The organism is Streptomyces sp. NPDC043854, assembly GCF_056436005.1.
Genome location: NZ_JBWKDK010000014.1, coordinates 1 through 20267 on the forward strand (window position 1 = coordinate 1; position 20267 = coordinate 20267).

At 75.2% G+C, this 20267-nt stretch carries 10 protein-coding genes and 1 pseudogene; 9 read left to right on the forward strand and 2 right to left on the reverse strand.

Annotation, left to right across the window (positions count from 1 at the left end; all coding sequences use genetic code 11):
• Positions 1–119: 119 nt before the first annotated feature.
• The 6 genes and pseudogenes from AC068A_RS15205 to AC068A_RS15230 all read left to right on the forward strand — a co-directional run.
• Positions 120–5441, forward strand: a pseudogene (locus AC068A_RS15205) (type I polyketide synthase); the annotation flags it as partial.
• A 1-nt stretch (position 5442) separates the two neighbouring features.
• A complete protein-coding gene (locus AC068A_RS15210; protein WP_478584993.1) occupies positions 5443–10398 on the forward strand; it encodes a type I polyketide synthase in 4956 nt (1651 codons plus the stop codon).
• Positions 10395–10727, forward strand: coding sequence for an acyl carrier protein (locus tag AC068A_RS15215; protein ID WP_478584995.1), 333 nt, complete (start codon positions 10395–10397; stop codon positions 10725–10727). The genes AC068A_RS15210 and AC068A_RS15215 overlap by 4 nt, the downstream gene beginning before the upstream one ends.
• A complete protein-coding gene (locus AC068A_RS15220; RefSeq protein ID WP_478584997.1) occupies positions 10724–11569 on the forward strand; it encodes an alpha/beta fold hydrolase in 846 nt (281 codons plus the stop codon). Before AC068A_RS15215 ends, AC068A_RS15220 begins: the two co-directional genes overlap by 4 nt.
• Positions 11566–12765 carry a glycosyltransferase gene (locus AC068A_RS15225; protein ID WP_478584999.1) on the forward strand — a complete coding sequence of 400 codons (1200 nt, stop codon included), beginning with the start codon at positions 11566–11568 and terminating at the stop codon, positions 12763–12765. Before AC068A_RS15220 ends, AC068A_RS15225 begins: the two co-directional genes overlap by 4 nt.
• A 161-nt stretch (positions 12766–12926) precedes the next feature.
• Positions 12927–13988, forward strand: a complete 1062-nt coding sequence (locus AC068A_RS15230) for a class I SAM-dependent methyltransferase (RefSeq protein WP_478585126.1) — start codon at positions 12927–12929, stop codon at positions 13986–13988.
• A 96-nt stretch (positions 13989–14084) separates the two neighbouring features.
• Here AC068A_RS15230 and AC068A_RS15235 read toward each other — a convergent pair whose 3' ends face one another.
• The gene (locus AC068A_RS15235; RefSeq protein WP_478585001.1) at positions 14085–14927 is read right to left on the reverse strand and encodes an alpha/beta fold hydrolase; all 843 of its coding nucleotides are present in this window, start codon (positions 14925–14927) and stop codon (positions 14085–14087) included.
• Between the two features lie 296 nt (positions 14928–15223).
• Between AC068A_RS15235 and AC068A_RS15240 the strand changes: the two genes are divergently transcribed.
• From AC068A_RS15240 to AC068A_RS15250, 3 genes are all read left to right on the forward strand, one after another.
• Entirely contained in the window at positions 15224–16234 is a 1011-nt protein-coding gene (locus tag AC068A_RS15240) for a hypothetical protein (RefSeq protein ID WP_478585003.1), read from the forward strand.
• Positions 16231–17361, forward strand: a complete 1131-nt coding sequence (locus AC068A_RS15245; protein WP_478585005.1) for an alpha/beta fold hydrolase — start codon at positions 16231–16233, stop codon at positions 17359–17361. The genes AC068A_RS15240 and AC068A_RS15245 overlap by 4 nt, the downstream gene beginning before the upstream one ends.
• Positions 17362–17659: 298 nt before the next feature.
• The gene (locus AC068A_RS15250; RefSeq protein ID WP_478585128.1) at positions 17660–18946 is read left to right on the forward strand and encodes a PP2C family protein-serine/threonine phosphatase; all 1287 of its coding nucleotides are present in this window, start codon (positions 17660–17662) and stop codon (positions 18944–18946) included.
• A 96-nt stretch (positions 18947–19042) separates the two neighbouring features.
• Here the strand turns inward: AC068A_RS15250 and AC068A_RS15255 are convergent, their stop codons facing one another.
• Positions 19043–20248: an erythromycin esterase family protein gene (locus AC068A_RS15255; RefSeq protein WP_478585007.1), complete on the reverse strand. Its 1206-nt coding sequence runs from the start codon at positions 20246–20248 to the stop codon at positions 19043–19045.
• Positions 20249–20267: the final 19 nt, after the last annotated feature.

A 20267-nucleotide genomic window follows, 5' to 3' on the forward strand; every position in this document is an offset into this window, starting at 1 on the left:
GAGGTCCCCACCAAACGTTTGCTGTCCTCCGTGTCTCGCGCGGGGGTGGGTCTCCTTTTTCTTGGGCTGGGGGGCTTCCTTGTGTGGGGCCCGCCCCCCCCCCCCCCCCCGCCGAGGCCGGCACCCGGGCTCCGGCTCCGGCTCCGGCTCCGCTGGACGTGGCCATCGTCGGTATGGCCTGCATGTTCCCCCAGGCTCCGGACCTGGCGGCCTTCTGGGCGCAGGTGCTGGACGGCCGTGACGCCATCACCGAAGTGCCCCCGGAGCGCTGGGATCCCGAGGTGCACTGCTCCCCCGGCGCGGACGGCGCCGGCCCGGCCAGCGCGTCCAGGTGGGGCGGGTTCCTGCCCCGCGTACCCTTCGATCCGCTGCGCTACGGCATCCCGCCGGCGTCGCTGGGCAGCATCGAGCCGGTGCAGCTGCTCGCGCTGGAGGCGTCCCGGCGCGCCTTGGAGGACGCCGGCTACGGTGAGGACGGCCGCGCCTTCGACCGCGCGCGGACCGGGGTGGTGTTCGGCACCGAGGCCGGCAGCGACCTGTCCAACGCCACCACGCTGCGGGCCGTGCTGCCCTCCTACTACGGGCAGGTGCCCGCGGGGCTGGACGAGCAGCTGCCCCGGCTCACCGAGGACGCCTTCCCCGGCATGCTCGCCAACGTCGTCGCCGGCCGGGTGGCCAACCGCCTGGACCTGCGCGGCCCCAACTACACGGTGGACGCCGCCTGCGCCTCCTCGCTGGCGGCCGTGGACGTGGCGTGCAAGGAGCTCGTCCTCGGCACCAGCGACGTGATGCTGTGCGGCGGCGCCGACCTGCACAACGGCATCAACGACTACGCCCTCTTCACCTCCGTGCACGCCCTGTCCCCGACCGGCCGCTCCCGCGCCTTCGACGAGGCCGCCGACGGCATCGTCCTCGGGGAGGGCGTCGCCTGCGTCGTCCTCAAACGCCTCGCGGACGCCGAACGGGACGGGGACCGGGTGTACGGGGTGATCAAAGGAGTCGGCGCCGCCAGCGACGGCCGCTCCCTGGGGCTGACTGCGCCCCGGCCGGAGGGCCAGCGCGCCGCGCTGGAGCGTGCGTACCGGGGCGCCGGCGTCTCCCCCGCCGAGGTCGGTCTGGTGGAGGCACACGGCACCGGAACCGTGGTCGGCGACCGCACCGAACTGGGCGTGCTGACGGACGTCTTCGACGAGGCGGGTGCGCGCGCCGGGAGTTGTGTGCTGGGCTCGGTGAAATCGCAGATCGGGCACACGAAGTGCGCGGCAGGACTGGCCGGGCTCATCAAGGCCGCCCTCGCCCTGTACACCGGGGTGCGGCCGCCGACCCTGCACGTGGAGAGGCCGAACCCCGCCTGGCGGGCGGGCGCCGGCCCCTTCGCCTTCCACCGGGAGGCGCTGCCGTGGCCGGCCGCCCCGGAGCGGCGGTACGCGGGGGTGAGCGCCTTCGGGTTCGGCGGCACCAACTTCCACGCGGTGCTGGCCGCCCACCGCGGGGACGGGCCGCCGCCGGCGCACGCCCGGGACGTGTGGCCGGCCGAGCTGTTCCTGTTCCGGGGGACCGAACCGGCGGCCGCCCGGCGCGCCGCAGCAGCGCTGCTGGACCCGGCCGCCGCGGCCCTCCGCGGCGACGCCCCGTGGCGGCTGCGGGACCTGGCCGCGACCGCTTCCCTCCGCGCGGCGCGGGCCCGCGGGACCGTCCGGATCGCCTTCGTCGCCGAGGACACCGAGGATCTGTGCCGCCTGCTGCGCGCAGCGGCGGAAGCGGACGGCGGCGCCGATGCAGGTCCGGGTACGGAGGCGGGTGCGGGGGCCGCCGCAGGTGCCGGGGGCGGGGTGTACCGGGCGGCGGCCGAGGCAGGCGAGGGGGCGGGACGTACGGCCTTCCTCTTCCCGGGACAGGGCAGTCAGCGGCCCGGAATGTCCGCCCACCTCTTCACCGCCTTCCCCGATCTCGGCCGGCTGCTCGGCGCCGACGCGGGCGGCCGGGCCATCGGGGCGCTGTACCCGCCAGCCGCCTTCGACGACGCCGCCCGGGAGGAGATGCGGCGGGCGCTCACCGACACGCGGGCCGCGCAGCCGGCCCTGGGCATGGTGGAGCTGGCGGCGTACGAACTGCTCGTCCGTTGCGGCATCCGGCCCGACATGGCGGCCGGCCACAGCTACGGCGAGCTGGTCGCCCTGTGCGCCGCGGGTGTCATCGACGCCGAGTCGCTGCCACGGCTGAGTTCCGCCCGCGCCGCGGCCATCCTGGACGCGGCCGGTGACGACCCCGGCGCCATGGCGGCGGTGGCCGCCGCGCCGGAGGACATCGGACGGGTGCTGGGCGGCCCGCCGCTGCCGGACGGGCTGGTCGTCGCCAACCTCAACGCGCCGCGGCAGAGCGTCCTGTCGGGGCCGACCCGCGCGGTCGAGGCAGCGGTGCCCCGGCTGCGGGACGCCGGGCTGGCGGTGAAGCGGCTGCCGGTGGCGTGCGCCTTCCACAGCCCGGTCGTGGCCGCCGCCGGGCCGGCATTCGGCCGGGTCCTCAAGGAACTGCCGCTGCGGGAGCCGGAGTTCGAGGTGTGGGCCAACCGCACCGCCTTCCCCTACGGGGCCGGCCCCCAGGCGGTGCGCGGGGAACTCGCCGCGCAGATCGGGGCGCCGGTGCGGTTCGCGGCGCAGATCGAGGCGATGTACGAGGCCGGAGCCCGAACCTTCGTCGAGGTCGGGCCCGGTCGGGTGCTGACCCGGCTCGTCGCGGACGTCCTGGGAGACCGGCCGCACCGGGTCATCGCCTTGGAACCGCGCGCCGACAGCGGTCTGGCAGGCTTCCTCGACGCACTCGCCCGGCTGGCGGCCGCCGGACTGCCGGTGGTCAACGACTGGATGTTCCGGGGGCGGGACGCCGTCGACATCGACCGGGCCGACGCCCCGCGCACGCCCGGCTGGACGGTGGACGGACACATCGTCCGGACCGCGTCCGGCGAGCCGCTTCCCGGCGCCCTCGCGCCGGCCCGACGAGTCGTGGAGGCACCCGTGACGACGGACCCCGGTGAGGCGGCGTCCGGCGCGCCGGACGCGCTGGTCGCCGAGTTCCTGCGCAGCAGCCGGGAGATGATCGCCGCGCAGCGCGACGTGCTGCTGGCGTACTTCGGCGGTGTGCCGGACGGGACGGTCCCCGGCGCTGCCGTGCCGGTGCCGGTTCCGGTGCCGGTGCCGGCGTACGGGCCCGGGCTGACGGCCGGCGCCGGCGCCCCGGGCCTCGCGGCGCCGCCCGCCCACGGGGCGCCTGCGGCGGGCGTGCATCCGGGCCGTGAGCTGCCGCACGGTGCGGCGCCCGTCCCGGGAGGCGGTGCGCCGGATGCCGCCGTGCCCGCGCCGCAGTCCGCAGAGTTCACCGAGGAAACGGTTCTGCGGACGGTCCTGGAGCTGATCAGCGAACGCACCGGCTACCCCCTGGACATGGTCGAGCCGGGGCTCGACCTGGAAGCCGACCTGAGCGTGGACTCGATCAAACGTGCCGAAATCGCGGGAGAACTCGCCCGTCGCCTCGGCGGCTCGGGTGGCGGCCCCGTGCCGGCGGCACTGGACGACGCGGAACTGGAGGAGCTGACGCGGGCGCGGACCGCGTCCGCGATCGCCCGGTGGCTCGTGGACCGCGCGACGGGCCCCGGCGCGGCCCCGGCGCCTCCGGTCCCGCCCGAGGTCCCGGTCGCCGCCGCGGCGCCCGGCACGGCTCAGGGCGACGCCCCACCGGCATACGGCAGCCCGGCCTTGCCCGTCCCGGACGGCTCGGAGCGCACCCCGAGCCCGGACCCGAAGCCGGCGGCGGAGGAGCCCGCACCCCGCACGGGCGCGGCCGGCGATCCCGGTGCCGCGGCCGACGCCGCCCATCGCGCGCGGCCCGACCGGGCGGCGGAGGGCGACGGCCCGGCAGAGCCGGTCGCGGCCTCCCCGCGGCGGTACCGCGTGGTGCCGTCGTACCGGCCGGCGAGCACGGCCGGTACGACGGCGGACCTCGCCGGTACACGGTGGGTGCTGGTCGGCGACGGCGCCGGGGCCTGGCGCGGAACCGCCGCGGAACTGCGGGCGCTGCTGGCCGCGCGCGGCGCGCAGGCGACGCCGGCGGACACCGGGCCCGCAGCGCCGGCGGACCCGGGCCTCACGGCGTCGGCCGACGGGCCTGCGGACGGTGTCGTCGTGCTGAGTGCGCTGGGCGAGAGCGGAGGTCCGCCGTTCCTGCCGGCCGGCTTCCCCGTCGTACGGGCCGCCCTGCGCGGTGCCCCGCGCCGCCTGCTGGTCGTCCGGGAGGCCGGGTACGGGGCGCGGGCTGCCGGGACGGACGGGCTGCTGCGGTCCGCCGCCCGCGAGTACCCCGACATCGCGGTGCGCTGCGTCGCGCTCGATCCGGACGGGGTGCCAGGGCCGGCGGCGGCCGCGGGGGCGCTGCTGGAGGAGCTGCTTGCGGGCGGCAGCGAGCCCGTGGTCGTGCGCACGCCCGCCGGACGGTTCGCGCCGGTGCTCGCCGAGGCGCCGCTCGGCCCGCTCGCCGCTGCCGGGGCGGGGCCGGCCGGCGAGGGCGCCGCCGAGGCGGAGGCTCTGGGGCTGGGCCGGGACAGCGTCGTGGTCGTCGTCGGCGGGGCCCGCGGGATCACCGCGCAGTGCGTGGCCGTACTGGCGGCCGCCGCCCGCTGCCGGATCGAACTCCTCGGCCGCACGCCGGTGCCTGCCGGGCCCGAGGACCCGGTGACGGCCGCCGCACCCGACCGCACCGCCCTGCGGGGCGTGCTCGCCCGTACCGGCCGCCACGCCTCGCCCGCCGCGGTCGACAGCGCCGCCGACCTGATCCTGGCCCAGCGCGAGGTCACCGCGACGCTGGACGCCGTACGGGCCGCCGGCGGCCGGGCCGGGTACCGCAGTGTCGACTGCCGGGATGCCGCTGCCGTGCTCGAGGCCGTCAAGGAGATCCACTCCGAGCACGGCCGCGTCGACGGGGTGGTCCACGCCGCGGGAGTCGTCGAGGACCAGCTGATCGAGGACAAGTCGGAGGCGTCCTTCCGCCGCGTCCACGGGACCAAGACGGAGGGCGCGGCCGCGCTGCTCGCGGCGGTCGAGGAGCTGCCGCAGGCCGAACACCTGTCGTTCGTCGTCCTGTTCGGCAGCATCGCGGCCGTCCTCGGCAACCGCGGCCAGGCCGACTACGCGGCGGCCAACGACGCGCTGGAGGCGTACGGGGCCGCCTGGGCGGCCCGTACCGGGCGGCGCGCACTGACCGTGCACTGGGGGCCGTGGGCCCCCTCCGAGGGACACAACGGCATGGTCGGCCCGGAGCTGGCCCGGCACTACGCCCGGCGCGGGGTCCGTCTGATCGACCCGGAGGAGGGGGCCCTGGCCCTGCTGCGGGAGCTGGCCTGGGGTGACCCGGCGGAGCGGGCCGTCGTCCTGACCGCCTCGGAGTGGTGACGTGACCCGCCCCCCGCACGGGGGCGGCGCCCCCGCCGTCCCCGTCGCCGTCACCGGCATGGCCGTGCTGCTGCCGGGCGCACCCGACCTGGCTGCGTACTGGCACAACCTGTGCGCGGGTGTGGACGTCATCGGCGAGGTCCCGCCGGGTCGCTGGGACGCCGCCGCCTACTACCGCCCCGGCAGCGCGCCGGAGCCGGCGGCGGCCGACCGGGTCTACTGCCGGCGCGGCGGGTTCGTGGACGCCGTTGCGGAGGTGGACGTCGCCCGCTGGGGTGTCATGCCGTCCTCCGTCCCCGGCACCGAACCGGACCAGCTGATCGCGCTGCACGTGGCTGCGAACGCGCTGGCCGACGCCGGCGGCACCGACCGGCTGCCCGACCGCGACCGCATCGGGATCGTCCTGGGGCGCGGCGGCTACCTCACCCCCGGCCTGGTCCGCCTCGACCAGCGCGTGCGCACCGCCCGCCAGCTGGTGCACACCCTCGGCGAGCTGCTGCCGGGCCTGGATGCGGATCAGCTGGAGCGGGTGCGGGCGGCGTTCACCGAACGCCTGGGTCCCGACCGCCCGGAGGACGCCATCGGCCTGGTGCCCAACCTCGCCGCCTCCCGGGTCGCCAACCGCTTGGACCTGCGCGGTCCCGCCTATACGGTCGACGCCGCGTGTGCGTCCTCGCTGCTGGCCGTGGACCAGGCGGTCGCCGCACTGGCCGCCGGGCGGTGCGACCTGATGCTGGCCGGAGGCGTGCACCACTGCCACGACATCACGCTGTGGAGCGTCTTCTCGCAGCTGCGCGCCCTCTCGCCGAGCGAGCGGATCCGCCCCTTCCACCGCGGCGCCGACGGGCTCCTCATCGGCGAGGGCACCGGGGTGGTGGTGCTCAAGCGCCTCGCCGACGCGGAACGCGACGGCGACCGGGTCTACGCCGTGATCCGCGGCACCGGGGTCAGCAGCGACGGCCGGGCCTCGGGACTGGTGAATCCCGATCCGGCCGGGCAGGCGCGAGCGGTGCGGGCGGCCTGGCGGGCCGCCGGCCTGGACCCCGCGGCGCCCGGCTCGCTGGGGATGCTGGAGGCGCACGGCACGGCCACCCCGGCCGGCGACGCCGCCGAACTGGCCACGGTACGCGAGGTGTTCGGCCCGCCGGAGCCGGGGCGGTCGGCGCACCGGCCCGTCATCGGGTCGGTGAAGTCCATGATCGGGCACGCCATGCCCGCCGCGGGGGTCGCCGGGCTCGTCAAGGCGGCGCTCGCCGTCCACCACGGCGTGCTGCTGCCCACCCTGCACTGCGAGGACCCGCATCCGGCGCTGGCCGGGACCCGCTTCCGTCCGCTCGCGCAGGCGGTCGCCTGGGAGGCCGGGCCGGACGGCGGGCCGCGCCGGGCGGCGGTCAACGCGTTCGGGTTCGGCGGGATCAACGCGCACGTTGTCCTCGAACAGGCCCCGTACGGCGGGGGCACTGCACCGGCCGCCTTCCCCGCTCCGCCCGCGCCGCGGGGGCGGGCCGTGGTGGACGAGCCGGAGCGGGTACTGCTCCTCGCGGCCGCGACGTCCGACGCCCTTGCCGACCTCCTCGACGGGCGCGGGGCGTCGGGGCCGGCGGGCGGGGCCCCGGCCGGCGCGGAGGCCGGGCCGGTACGGCTGGGCATCGTCGGCCCCACCCCCCAGCGGCTCGCCCTGGCCCGGCGGGCCGTTGCCAAGGGCGAGCCGTGGCACGGGCGCGGCGACGTGTGGTTCCGGCCGGGCCCGCTGCTCGGCGCCGGCGCACCCGAGGCCGGCAGGACGGTCTTCCTCTTCCCCGGCCTGGAGGCCGACTTCGCGCCCCGGGTCGACGAGGTCGCCGACCGGTTCGGCCTGCCCCGGCCGCCGGCCGCACCCCACCCGGCCCCGGGCGGCGGACCGGGCGGCGCGGGGGGGCTGGGCCTGCACGGGCTCGGCGTCGTCGCCGTCGGCCGCCTGCTGGACGCCGCGCTGCGCCGCATCGGCGTCGTCCCGGACGCGGTCGCCGGGCACAGCATCGGCGAGTGGACGGCGATGGTCGCGGGCGGGCTGTACGAGGAGGAGGCGGTGGACGCGTTCATGGCCGCCTTGGACCCGCAGACGGTCAGGGCCGCCGACCTGGCGTACGCGGCCGTCGGCGCGCACGCCGACCGGGTGGCCGGACTGCTGGCTGCCGGAGACCACCCGGGTGTGGTCGTCTCGCACGACAACGCGCCCAACCAGTGCATGGTGTGCGGACCGCCCGCAGCCGTGGAGCGGTTCGCCGCCGCGCTGCGCGCCGAGGGTGTGCTGGTGCGCACGCTGCCGTTCCGCTCCGGCTTCCACACCCCGATGCTCGCGCCCTGTCTCGGGCCGTTCCGGGAGGCCGCCGAACGGCTGCCGCTGCGCGCCCCGCACACTCCGGTCTGGTCCGGCACCACGGGGGCGCCGTTCCCGGTCGACGAGGCGGGGATCCGGGAGCTGTTCGTACGCCACCTGCTCGAACCGGTCCGCTTCCGCGTGCTGACCGAGGCACTGTACGGGGCGGGGTTCCGCGTCTTCGTCCAGGCGGGCCCCGGGCAGCTCGGCTCCCTGGTGGGGGACACGCTGGCCGGGCGGGACCACCTGGTGGTGGCCGCCAACTCCCCTCGCCGCGGAGGGCTGGACCAGCTCCGGCGGGTGGCCACCGCCCTGTGGACGGCGGGCGCCGGCACCGGCCCGCAGGCCGTGGACGCGCCGGCCGTGTCCGGGCACGCCGGGCACGCCGGGCAGCCCGGCTCCGTCGATCCGCGACTCGGGCATCCGGTCCGGCTGGACCTCGGCGGCGCGCTGGTGAGCCTGCCGCCGTCGGCCCGCCCCTCACTGACCGCGTGGCCCTCCCCCGCGGCCGTGCACGCCCCGCCGGACGCCCCGCCGGACACCGCGCCCGATGCCCCGCCCGACTCCCCGCCTGACGCCCCGCCGCATGCCGCGCCGAACGCCGCGCCCCCGGCGGCGGTTGTCCGTTCCGCCGGGCCCGGGAACACGCCGGGGCCTGCGGGAGCCGTGGCGGCCGAGTTGTCGGCTCTGCTGCACGAGACCGCACAGGCCGCCCGGACCGCGGCCGCGCTGCTCACCGCGGCCCGTCCGGCCGGCCCCGTACGCCGTCCGGCACCGCATCCCGCTGTACGGCCGGCCCGGTTCGGCCCGGCGTCCGCCGCTCGCGGACGACTGCCGGAGACACCCCCCGCGCCCGGCCCACCGCCCGGCCCGGCCGCCCCGGCCGCCGCGCCGCGAGCCGCGGCCGACGGTCCCGCCCGGTGCGAGACGGTGCGGGTCTCGGTGGAGGAGATGCCGTACTTGCTGGACCACTGCTTCTTTCCGCAGCGCGCGGACTGGCCGGACATCGCGGACCGGTGGCCGGTGGTGCCGGCGACGACGATCGTGGCGCACATGACGGCGGCGGCGGAGCGTGCCGTACCGGGACAGGTGGCCGTGGCGGTGCACGACGCGTGCTTCGACCGGTGGCTGACGGCATCCGAGCCGGTGGACGTCGAGGTCACCGTCACCCCGTGCGGGCCGGGCCGGGTGGCGGTGCGGTTCGGGCCGCATGCCCGCGCCGTCGTGGAGCTGGCCGCCCGCCACCCCGCGGCGCCGCTGCCGCCCGGACCGCCGGACCCTGCTTCCGAGCGGGTGCCCGACCACACAGCCGAGCAGGTCTACCGCGAGCGCTGGATGTTCCACGGCCCGGCCTACCAGGGCATCAGCCGGATCACCGCCGTCGGGGAGGGGCACGTGCGCGCCACCCTCACCGCGCCCCCCGCGCCGGGCGCGCTGCTGGACAACGTCGGCCAGGTCCTCGGTTACTGGATCATGGCGACGCGCGCCGACCGGACCGTGGTCTTCCCCGTGCGGATGCGGCACATGCGCTTCTTCGGACCGTCCCCGCGGCCCGGCACGGAGGTGGAGTGCCTGGTACGGATCGCCTCCCTCACGGAGACCGTCCTGGAGGCCAACGCCGTACTCACCGTCGCGGGCCGGGTGTGGGCGGAGCTGACCGGCTGGCAGGACCGCCGCTTCGACAACGATCCGCACACCCGGCCGGTGGAACGTTTCCCCGAACGCAACACGCTCTCGGTGACCGGGCCCGGAGGCTGGTCGCTGGTGTTCGAGCGCTGGCCCGACCTGGCCTCCCGCGAGTTGATCATGCGTAACGCGCTGGGCGGACCCGAACGTGCCGCCTACGCCGCCAGGCCGCCGCGCGGCCGCCGGCAGTGGCTGCTGGGCCGGATCGCCGTGAAGGACGCCGTGCGCCGGCTGCTGTGGGACGCCGGCGAGGGGCCCGTCTTCCCTGCCGAACTCCTCGTGGCCAACGAGCCGTCGGGACGGCCGCGGGTCACCGGACGGCACGGCCGTACGCTGCCGCCGCTGGAGGTGTCGTTGGCGCACTGCGCCGAGGCGGGCGTTGCGCTCGCCCGCGCCGGACGTCCGCCGGGTCTGCCGGGACCGCCGGGCGGGGACGGTGCGCAGGCGTGCCGGCCGGGGCCGGGGATCGACATCGAGGAGATCGCCGTACCGGCCGAGGCGACCCTGGCAACCGTGTTCGGACCGGCAGAACGCGCGCTCCTGACGGCTTGCCAGACGGGCTCCGAGGAGGCGCCGGAAGTGTGGTTCACCCGCTTCTGGGCGGCCAAGGAGGCCGTCGCCAAGGCGGAGGGCACCGGCTTCGCGGGCCGCCCCAGGGACATTGCGGTGGCGGCTGCGGACCCGGACCGGTTGACGGTCCACGTCCGCCGGCCGGACACACCGCAGGCCCCCGGGACATCGGACGACCCGAACGGGCCGGAGGCCGCGGCCCGCGTGTACCGGGTGGGCTGCGTACGGGTCGCCAATCCGCCCGGCCTGCCGCCGCGCGCGTACGTCGTGGCGTGGACGACCGGCCCGGACCCGGAACCACCGGGTGCGGGCGCCGACCGTGACGAGGGGAGCGAGTCGTGACGACCAGCCGGCCCGGCGTGTCCGAGGGCGCCGACGAGGCGGAGGTACTCGCCGAACTGACATCCATGATCCGGCAGGTACTGGACGGGTACGAGTTGGAGGAGGGCGAGGTCACCATGCGGACCCGCTTCGGAAGCGACCTGGAACTCGAGAGCATCGACCTGGTGACGCTCGCCGGGCTGCTGGAGGAGCGGTACGGCCGTGCGGTGAACTTCGCCGAGTTCGTGGCCGGCATGGAGCTGGAGGAGATCATCGAGCTGGACGTGGGCCGGCTGGTCGAGCACATCTGCCTGTGCCTGAAGGCCGCGGACGGGACCCGCCCGCGATGACCGTCCTCGACACCGGCCGGGTCCGGCTGCACGTGCAGCGCCTCGCGCCCCCGGACGGCGGCCGGGCGCGGGCCACGGTGGTACTCGTCCACGGCCTGCTCACCGACAGCCTCGCCAGCTACTACTTCACCGTGGCTCCGGCCCTCGCCGCCGCCGGGCTCGACGTGGTCATGTACGACCAGAGGGGACACGGCCGCAGCGGACGCCCCGAGTCCGGATACGGCCTCGACGAGGCCACCGACGACCTGGACGCCCTGCTCACCGGACTCGAGGTGCCCGGACCGGTGCACCTGGTGGGCAACTCGTACGGCGGCACGGTCGCCTTCTCCTACGCGCGGCGGCGCCCGGAGCGGGTGGCGAGCCTGGTGGCCGTCGAGTCGGAACCCGCCACTGCCGCGTGGGCGGTCAAGCTGGCCGGGCTGCTGGAGCGGGTCCGCCACGAGATGAGCGTCAACGAGGGCGCCGCCCTCGACTGGATCGCCGCCCACCACGGCGGCCACACCGCCCGCCTGGCGAAGTCCGCCGGGCGGCTGGTGCGGGACACGACCATCGCCCGGGACATCCCGGCCGGCCCCGTGCTCGACGACGCGCAGATCCGCACCATCCGCTGCCCCGTCCTCGCGCTCTACGGTGCCGACTCCGACCTGGCCGAACAGGCGCCCCGGCTGCGCGCACTGCTGCCGCACTGCACCACCGAGCTGGTGCCGGGCCTGCGCCACTCGGTGCTGGTGGAGGCGCCCGGGCGGGTGCGGGACGCGATCCGGGACTGGGTCGGCCGCCACGACCCGCCGGACATCCCGGGGGAGCCGGTCGCGGCCGGTCCGGAGGTGCGTGCCCGGTGAGTGCCTTCCTGTTCGTCGTGCCGCCGCTGGTCGGGCACATCAACCCGGTCGTCGCAGTGGCGTCCGCGCTCGCCGACCGCGGCCACCAGGTGGCCTGGGCGGGCGAACCCGCGCTGATCCGCCGCCTGGCCGGACCTGACGCGGCGGTCCATCCGTGCCCGCCGGGCGGGTTGGGCGGGCCGGGCGGGGGCGCGGCCCGCGCCGTCCGGCCGCCGGACCTGCGCGGCCCCGAGGCCTTGCGCTTCCTGTGGGAACGCTTCCTGGTCCCGCTCGCCGAGGCGATGGCGCCGGGAGTGCGGCAGGCGGTCGACGTCTTCCGGCCGGACGTGGTCGTCGCCGACCAGCAGGCGCTCGCCGGAGCGCTGGTGGCCGAGGACCTGGGGCTGCCGTGGGCCACGTCGGCGACGACATCGGCGGAGTTCGCGGACGCACTCGGCTCGATGCCCCGGGTCGCCGCCTGGAACGACACGCTGCTGAGGGACTTGCGCGAACGGATCGGGCATCCGGGCCGCACCGGCGACCCCCGGTTCTCCCCGCACCTCGTACTCGCCTTCAGCACCCCGGAGCTGGCCGGGCCCACCCTGCGCGGCGGCGACCGCGTCCGCTGGGTCGGCCCTGCGCTGGCCGCCCGGCCCCGCCCCGCCGCGTTCCCCTGGCGCCGGCTCGATCCCGGCCGGGCCCTGGTGCTGGTGACGCTCGGGACCGCGAACGCCGGCGTCGGCGGGCGTTTCCTCACCGAGGCGGCGAGCGCGGTACGGGCCCGGGCCGGGAGGGTGCAGGCCGTGGTGGCCGACCCGGAGGGGGTGCTCGGCGGGCGGACCGGCGATCCGGACGTCATCGCGCTGCCCCACGTTCCGCAGCTCGACCTGCTGGAGCGCGCCGCCGCGGTGGTCTGCCACGCGGGCCACAACACCGTGTGCGAGGCGCTGTGGTACGGGGTGCCACTGGTGGTGGCGCCCATCCGCGACGACCAGCCGGTGATCGCCGCACAGGTGGCGGCCGCCGGAGTGGGGGTCCGGATCCGCTTCGGACGGGCCGGTGCCGCCGCGATCGGCGCGGCGCTGGACACCGTACTGGGCGAGCCGCACGTCCGGGCGGCGGCCGCGAAGGTCTCCGCCGCCTTCCGTGCGGCAGGAGGCGCGACCGCCGCGGCGGACCATCTCGAACGGCTGGCACGGCAGGAGGACCCCGTATGAGCTCCGCACACCGCGCTGACCCCGGCGGCCCCGGGAACACGGGGGACCGCAAGGACGCCAACGAGCACGAGGCCGCCGCGCGCGACGCCTACGACACCGGCGCCCCTGCCGCCGCCGCTGCCGCTGCCGGCCGTACGGGGCGCAGGGACCGCGCCGCACGGGTGGCCGCGCTGCGCGCCGCCTACCGGCGGGAACTCGCGGAGGGCACCGGTGTCTTCTTCGAGGCCCGGCGGCACCGGTGCCCCTGGTGCGGCTCGGCCCGCCTCGGCGGCCGGCTGCGCACGACCGACCTCCTCCAGCACAAGCCGGGCGAGTTCAGTCTGGACCGCTGCCACGACTGCGGGCACATCTTCCAGAATCCCCGGCTCAGCGAGCGCGGACTCGCCTTCTACTACCGGGACTTCTACGACGGCCTGGGCGAGGAGCGCCTCGGCGGGGTGTTCGCGGGCCGCACCGCGTCCTACCGGGCGCGGGCCGAGTCGGTGCGCCCGCACCTGGCCGGCCCGGCCGAGTGGCTGGACGTGGGCACCGGGCACGGGCACTTCTGCGCGAGCGCCGCGGAGGTCCTGCCCGACGTGGACTTCGACGGCCTCGACCGCTCCGACGGGGCGGAGCTCGCCCAGCGGGCCGGACGGGTGCGCCGCGGGCACCGCGGGGCGTTCACGGAACTGGCGGCGAAGATGCCCGGGGCGTACGAAGTGGTGAGCATGTTCCACTACTTGGAGCACGCGACCGACCCGCAGGACGAGCTGGAGGCGGCGCATGCCGTACTCCGGCCGGGCGGCCTGCTGGTGATCGACGTCCCGGACCCGGAGAGCCGCTGGGCCCGGCTGCTGGGCCGCTGGTGGCTGCCGTGGCTCCAGCCGCAGCACCTGCACCTGGTGCCGGTGGCCAATCTGCGCCGGCGGCTGACCGAGACCGGTTTCACGGTGCTGGCGGAGGAACACGCCGAGGCGCACGACGCCGTGGACCTGGTGGCGGCGGCGTGGCTGGTACTGGAAGGGCTGGCACCCCGCGAGGACCTGCCCTGGCTGCCGGAGCCGCCCGGGGCGGTGCGCCGGGCGCTGCGCGGCGCCGCCCTGCTGGCCGGGGTGCCGCTGCTGCTGGCGGCCACCTTGCTGGACCGTGTGGTGGCGAGGCCGCTCGCCCGGCGGTGGGGACTGACCAACGCCTACCGGCTGGTCGCGCGACGGGAGGGGCCGGGGGCGGGCCGGCCGGCGTGAGCCGCACGAGCGGTGTCGCCGCTTCCGGCCCACCGGGCTCGACGCCGGGACGACCGGCGGGCAACCCGACCCGGTGGACGGCCCCCACCGTCCGGGTCAAGCGGTGAACGGGGCCAGGACCGAGGCGAGGCGGTCCTCGTCGATCAGATCGAAATGATCGACGTCGGTGAGTTCCACGGAAACGGTGTCGGCGTCCCCATGCCGGCCCATGGCCGAACGCATGGCGGACAGGTGTTCTCCGTAGGAAGCGGAGAGAACCAGCCGTACGTGCTCTGCCACACGGGTCACATTGTGCAGCCGGGCCCCGAATTGGTCGTAGCCGTCGGGCCGCCAGTAGGTGATCATGTCGCGGGACAGTTGCGCCACCTGTTCAAAATCCTTCGGCGCCACCTTCGTCAGGTAATGGCAGAGTGACCGGAACCCGTCCTTGTCCGGGGCAAGATTGACCAGTCGCTTGAAAGCCGGAACCGGATCTGTCGGATCCGCCTCCGCGAACAGCCGGGAAATGGTCATGGTCGATTGATTGACATTGGGATCGAGGAGTACGGCGGCACGCACCGCCGGAACCTCACCCCCGCCCCGCCAGTGCTCCGCGAGCTGAAGGATCAGGTCCGCGCCGAGCGAGAAGCCCAGCAGCACGATCTTCTTGCCCGCGTTCTCCCTGCTGACCTGCTCGACGAAGGCGGCGGCAAGCCGGATGTGCGAGGCCAAGGGGACCGGCGGGATCCCGGTCGGCCGGTCCGGTTCGTAGCCGCGCAGGTTCAGCGCGATGCCGTGGGTGTCCGCGTGGCTGAGGTAGCCGAGGTAGTCCGTCGCATCGAGGCCCAAACCGTGGAAGAAGAATGTGAGCGTGTCGGAGTCCGACTTTCGTTCCAGGTACCTCAATCCGGTCGACGTTCGTCCTTCGGTCACCTGACCGAAAGCCAACGCAGAGGTCATACGGACCACCCTCTGGCAGATGTGTGCGGCAAGTGCGTGAGCGACTCTAGACCAACACCGCATGGCATGTGCCGGAATGGGTAAGACCACCATCCGGCGTCGGCGAAGTGGGGACCCGTCGGCGTTCTGGACACCACCCGGGACCGTCCAGCTTAATTGGGTGGCACTCGCACGGCTACCGAACGGGCCAAGAATCGAACCATTGATTCCGGCACGTCGTCCAGTCAGCCGAACAAGAGGGGGGCGCTTCGGTGATGTCCGACGGCAAGGAGCTTCTGGTACGCACGCTGAGCGATATGCAGCAGCACGAACAGGGCAATCACGGCTGGTCGGTGGTGCACGAGTCGATGGCCCTGCTGGCCGGCTCCGGCTCCGCCCCCGGCCTTGACCGGCTGCTGGAGTCCGTACGCCGCACCCGCCCCCGGATGAGCACCTCGCACCTCATCACCCTCATCGCCATCGCCCTGCGCACCGTGGCCGCGCAGGACCCGCGGGCCGAGGCCCTCTTCTCGCCCGAACTCCCGCCCGCCGACCGGGCCGAGCTGCTCTCGGGGACACTCGGGGAACACCACGACCGGATCGCAGCCGTGCTCACCGGCCGCTCCAACTCCTTCACCGGGGCGCGCCGGTTCCTCATACCCCAGCTGCTGCTCGGCTCCTGGGCCGCGCACCACGGCATCAACGGGATACGCCTGCTGGACGTGGGCACGGGGATCGGGCTCATGCTGCGCCAGCTGAACAACAAGGTGGTCTTCGACCGGTTCGCCCCCGACCTCGAGTGGAGCCCCTGCCCGCCGCCGTACCGGATGCTCCCGCTGGATGCGCGGCACGGGATCGATGCCCCGCCGCTGCCCACGCTGGACTGGGTCCGCGCCTGCCACGGGCCCTCGGCCTATTACGACGACCGCTTCTCCGAGGTGCAGTGGTCACTGGCGCAGACGGCGTCCGCCGACGGCACCTTCACGATCTCCGCCCTCGACGTGCTCGACCTGCGGGCGCTGGCCCGGTATCTCCGCACCCACCGGATCAACGTCGTCACCTGCAACTTCGTTCTCTACCAGTACGACGAAGCCACCCGCGGCCAGGTCATCGACGCGATCAGGGAGGCATTGGCCCCGCCCGGGCTGCTGCTCGGCATGGAGCCGCGTGACGGGCTGCGCCGGATGGGGGCCCGGGTGGAGGCCCATCCGACCGGCAGCGCCGACCCGCTCCACGTCGCGGACGTCTCCGACGCCCATGTCGTCGGGCGGGTCACGGCCGGCCCCGGCTTCACCGAACTCACCGGCCTGGACGGACCGGGCCGATGAGAGGGATCGACACGACACGGCTGGCCGCCTTCACCGCCCGATGGAAGGGGCCGCTGGCGGCGGCCGGCGGGGCCGTCAGCCTGCTCGTCGGGATCTACAGCGACGAGGCACGCGCCATGCTCGCGTGGACCTGGACCCAGGTGGCCGCCGGCGGAACGCTGATTGCCGCCGGTGTCGCGGCCGTTTTCTGCACGGCCTGGTGGGCGCGCGGCCGGGTGGAGCGGCGCAGGGAGACCCAACGCGAGGTCACCCTGCAGTCGTTCGAGATCCGTGCCGACGACTTCGACGGCGACCTCCCGTCGGACCAGGCCGTCATCGGCCGCGAACTGCGCTACCTCGAACGGCGTACGTCTTCCTCGCACTTGGTGGTCCTGCTGCACGGTCTCGGCCTGGACGCCGAGGACTTCCGGCCGTACATGAACAGGGCCCGGCAGCACACCGTCGCCATCACTGCGTTCGGGCACAACGCGGATGAGGCCCGAGACAGCCGGTACGGTCCGATCGGGCTGGCGACCCACGCCGATCTGATCAACGGCGCCATCAACAACCTGTGCCGGCAGTACCCGCACAAGAAGCTGACCCTGGTGGGCTTCTCGGTCGGGGCGGACATGCTGTTCCGGCTGGCCGCGCTGTGGACCGCGTACCCGGACCGCAAGCCGAAGGTGACCGCTTCCCTGCTGCTGGATCCCAACATCAACCACTCCACCATGATCATCACGGGGAGCGTGGCACAGATGAACCCGGACGAGCCGCTGGCGGAGCTCAAGCGGATCGCCAACATCCCGCGTTCCCCGGTGGAGTTCCAGAACGTCTGCGAGTACCTCCACAAGATCACCGAGAAGGATCTGCACCTGGTCCAGCGCTATGCCTCCGAGCTGTGGACGGACTGGGAGCCGGAGGGCCGGTACGACCTGTTCTTCCGGCGCTTCGACCAGCTCCAGGCCCTGTCCGGCACCGTGAAGATTTTCTTCTCCACACACTTCGAACGCCACTTCAACGACGTGGTGGGGCTGGCCCGCCAGCGCGGCGTACGGCGGGTCTTCGACCTGCGCCGGGTGGACCACTTCGAGCTGTGCCGGGAGACGTTCCTGGTCCGCGAGGTGGACGCCCTCACCCGGCGCCGCTGACGGCGATCCCAACCGTCCGGGGCCGGTACGGTCAGCTGCCGAACGTGTCGCGCGTGCCACCCCCTGGGGTGCCCTGGCCCTGCGCCCGCCGCCGGTGGTGCGGCTCGGCGTGGTGCACGACCCCGGCGGAGCGGGGGTTCGGCGGACGACGGAATCGGCACACGAGGCGTCAATGCCGGTCGTCGGGGACCTGAGCTGCTGGGATGGCGGAGCAAGCGGGGTGCACTGACGGAGGTGGCGGTTGAGCCCAGACGGTGGGTTGCCCGGCGACGACGGACCCGCGCAGTGGCCGGTGCCCGTGTGGCGGGACTGGGCCGGGCAGGCGGTGGAGTCCATCGGGTCCAGTCTCGACGAGCAGACGACGTGTGCGGAGCTGGCCGTGTTCCTGTTCCGGCGGTTGTGCGAGGCGGCGGCGGTGGACCTGCTGCCCGAGCCCGTGAGGGCATCGGGTCCGAGGCCGGGTACGCGGTCCGCGGCGGGCCTGGAGCGGGTGGCGGTGGTCGGACGGACCGAATTGCTTCAGGAAGCGGTCCCGCACGACGCCCGCGGCCTGTCGGTGCTGGCGGTTGACGACGGCCACCCGATCACCGTGTCCACGGAGGCCGGGCGGGACGACCAGGGGGCGGTGCATGCGGTGTCGGTGCCGCTGGTGGCGCGGGCGCGGATGTACGGCGCGGTGGTGGCCGTCCGCACCGGCCCGCACCCGGGCGGCGGCCCTGACCCGGCCGTGGCCGGGGAGGACCGGCCGGGAGGCGGAGCCTTCACCGACGAGGAGATGGCGGTGGTGCATTTCGCGGCCCGGCTGACGGCCGTCCACCTCAGACACGCGCGGGAGCACCGCACCACGCACAGCATGGCGCTGAACCTGCAGCAGGCGCTGCTGGCCGAGCCCGGGCGGCCGCACCCCAACCTCGACCTGGCGACGCGCTACCTGCCCTCCGGCACAGGCGTGCTGGTGGGCGGGGACTGGTTCGAGACGGTCCGGCTGCACTACGGGCGCACCCTGCTCGTGATCGGGGACGTCATGGGGCACGGGCTCGACGCGGCGGTCGACATGAACGCCTACCGCTCCATGCTCCGCTACGTCGCCTCCACCGACCTGCCCCCGCATCGGGTACTGCGCCAACTCGACGCCGCGGTGTCGGAGGAGGGCACCCGTCGCCCGGCCACCTGCCTGCTCGTACGCATCGACCCCGCCCGCGGCAGTGCAGCATTCTCCAGCGCGGGGCACCTGCCCCCGGCGGTCTTCGGCCCCGACGGCAGCGGCACACTGATCGAGGTGCCGGTCGGCCCGCCCCTCGGCACCGGCCTCGGCGGCTACGAACTCACCACCCGCACCCTCGCACCCGGAGAAACACTGCTGCTGTTCACCGACGGCCTGGTCGAACGACGCGGCGAGGACATCGACGTCTCACTGGCCCGGCTGGCGGGGCTGCGACTGCCCTCGGGCATCGGGGTGCAACAGACATTGGACCAGGTGCTCCAGGCCCTCGACGCCAACCACGCCGAAGACGACGTCGCCGCCCTCGCGGCACGGATCCGACCCCGAACCCAGCAACAAACGCACGACGCGGGACCATCCTGAGCTCCCGCCCCAGCCCCACCAGCCCCACGCCATTGCCGGTCGGGACACCCCTCGCGCATCCGAGGCGCCCCGACCGGCCGGACCGCTGATCCGGCGCTAGCTGTTCTGTCGAACGTCCTTGACGAACACGATCCCGTCGCTGCCCGCCAGGTGAGCCGGGTCGAACGGGGCGTAGCCGAACCAGGGGGACACGCGGGGCGCAGGCCGTGTGTCGCCGAGGGCGGCGGCCAGCCGCCGGGCATCGATGACGCAGCGGTCCTCCGGGAGCGCGTACAGGAGTCCTTCGACGGTGTCCGGCGGCGGCGTGTCCACGTCCCGGTGCCGGATCGTGCCGAGGGCCGTGGCCACGAAGGCGTACTCCTCGCCGAGCCGCGCGCTCACCAGCGCACCGGCGCTCCACCACTCCAGCGGCTTCCCGCCCATCCGCATCGTGCTCTTCTCCCGCTGGAGATGGGAGTTGTGGGCGTGGACGAGTGCCGGGCCGCGATCGGCGATGGCGAGGAGGTTCCGGGCCATCATCTGGTCCCGCACGCCCACCAGCCGGGTCAGGCGGGCCGGCGAGGTGTCGGCCATCCAGTGGTGGTAGCGCAGCAGGCCGGTGGCGGTGCGCCCGTACAGGCGCGCCCGGTCCCAGTCGTCCCGCGAGGTCGCCGCGAGCAGGTGCGGCGTCTGCTCGTCGAGCAGCGCCGCCAGATCGTCGGCGAGCAGCCGCAGCTCACCGGCCTCGGCCGCCCGGCCCACGGACTGGGCCGGGTCCCTCATCGCGGCGGGGTTGGTCCACCGGTCGTCGGTGCCGAGCAGGCGGTCGAGCGTGTCCGCGGTGCAGGGGAGCAGGTCCCGGTCCAGGTGGGCCGAGAGGTAGCCGTGGAGTGCGGTGAGGGCCTGCCGGGGGCTCGCGGCGCCGGTGATCTCCAGCGGGCCGTCGAATCCGGCGAAGCGGAGCCGCTCGGCAGCGGGCCGGCCGTCGTTGTAGGCGCGCATCCAGCGTACGAGCTCGCGGTTGGCCGCGGAGGCGCCCCAGCCGTGGCTGATTCCGTGCTCCACGACCTCGTCGAGGGTGCCCGTGCCCGAGGTGACGTGGTCGTCCACGACCAGGCCCATCATGCAGTCGCTCTCGATCGCGATCGTCCGGTAGCCCTCCTGCTCGACGAGCTGCCGGAAGAGCTCGTTGCGCAGGTCGAGCAGAGCGTCCTCGCCGTGGGTGGGCTCGCCCAGGGCGAGCAGGCGGGGCCGGGCCGGGAGCAGCCTCATGACGGCGGCAGCGTCGACGGTATGGGCGGTGTCCGTGATGTCGGTAGCCATGCCCTCAACGCTATCGTTG

Excerpts from the sequence above, each read along its gene's own strand:
- AC068A_RS15220 (WP_478584997.1), top strand. The coding sequence starts at position 10,724 with ATGACCGTCCTCGACACCGGCCGGGTCCGGCTGCACGTGCAGCGCCTC.
- AC068A_RS15235 (WP_478585001.1), bottom strand. The coding sequence starts at position 14,927 with ATGACCTCTGCGTTGGCTTTCGGTCAGGTGACCGAAGGACGAACGTCG.
- AC068A_RS15240 (WP_478585003.1), top strand. The coding sequence starts at position 15,224 with ATGCAGCAGCACGAACAGGGCAATCACGGCTGGTCGGTGGTGCACGAG.
- AC068A_RS15245 (WP_478585005.1), top strand. The coding sequence starts at position 16,231 with ATGAGAGGGATCGACACGACACGGCTGGCCGCCTTCACCGCCCGATGG.
- AC068A_RS15255 (WP_478585007.1), bottom strand. The coding sequence starts at position 20,248 with ATGGCTACCGACATCACGGACACCGCCCATACCGTCGACGCTGCCGCC.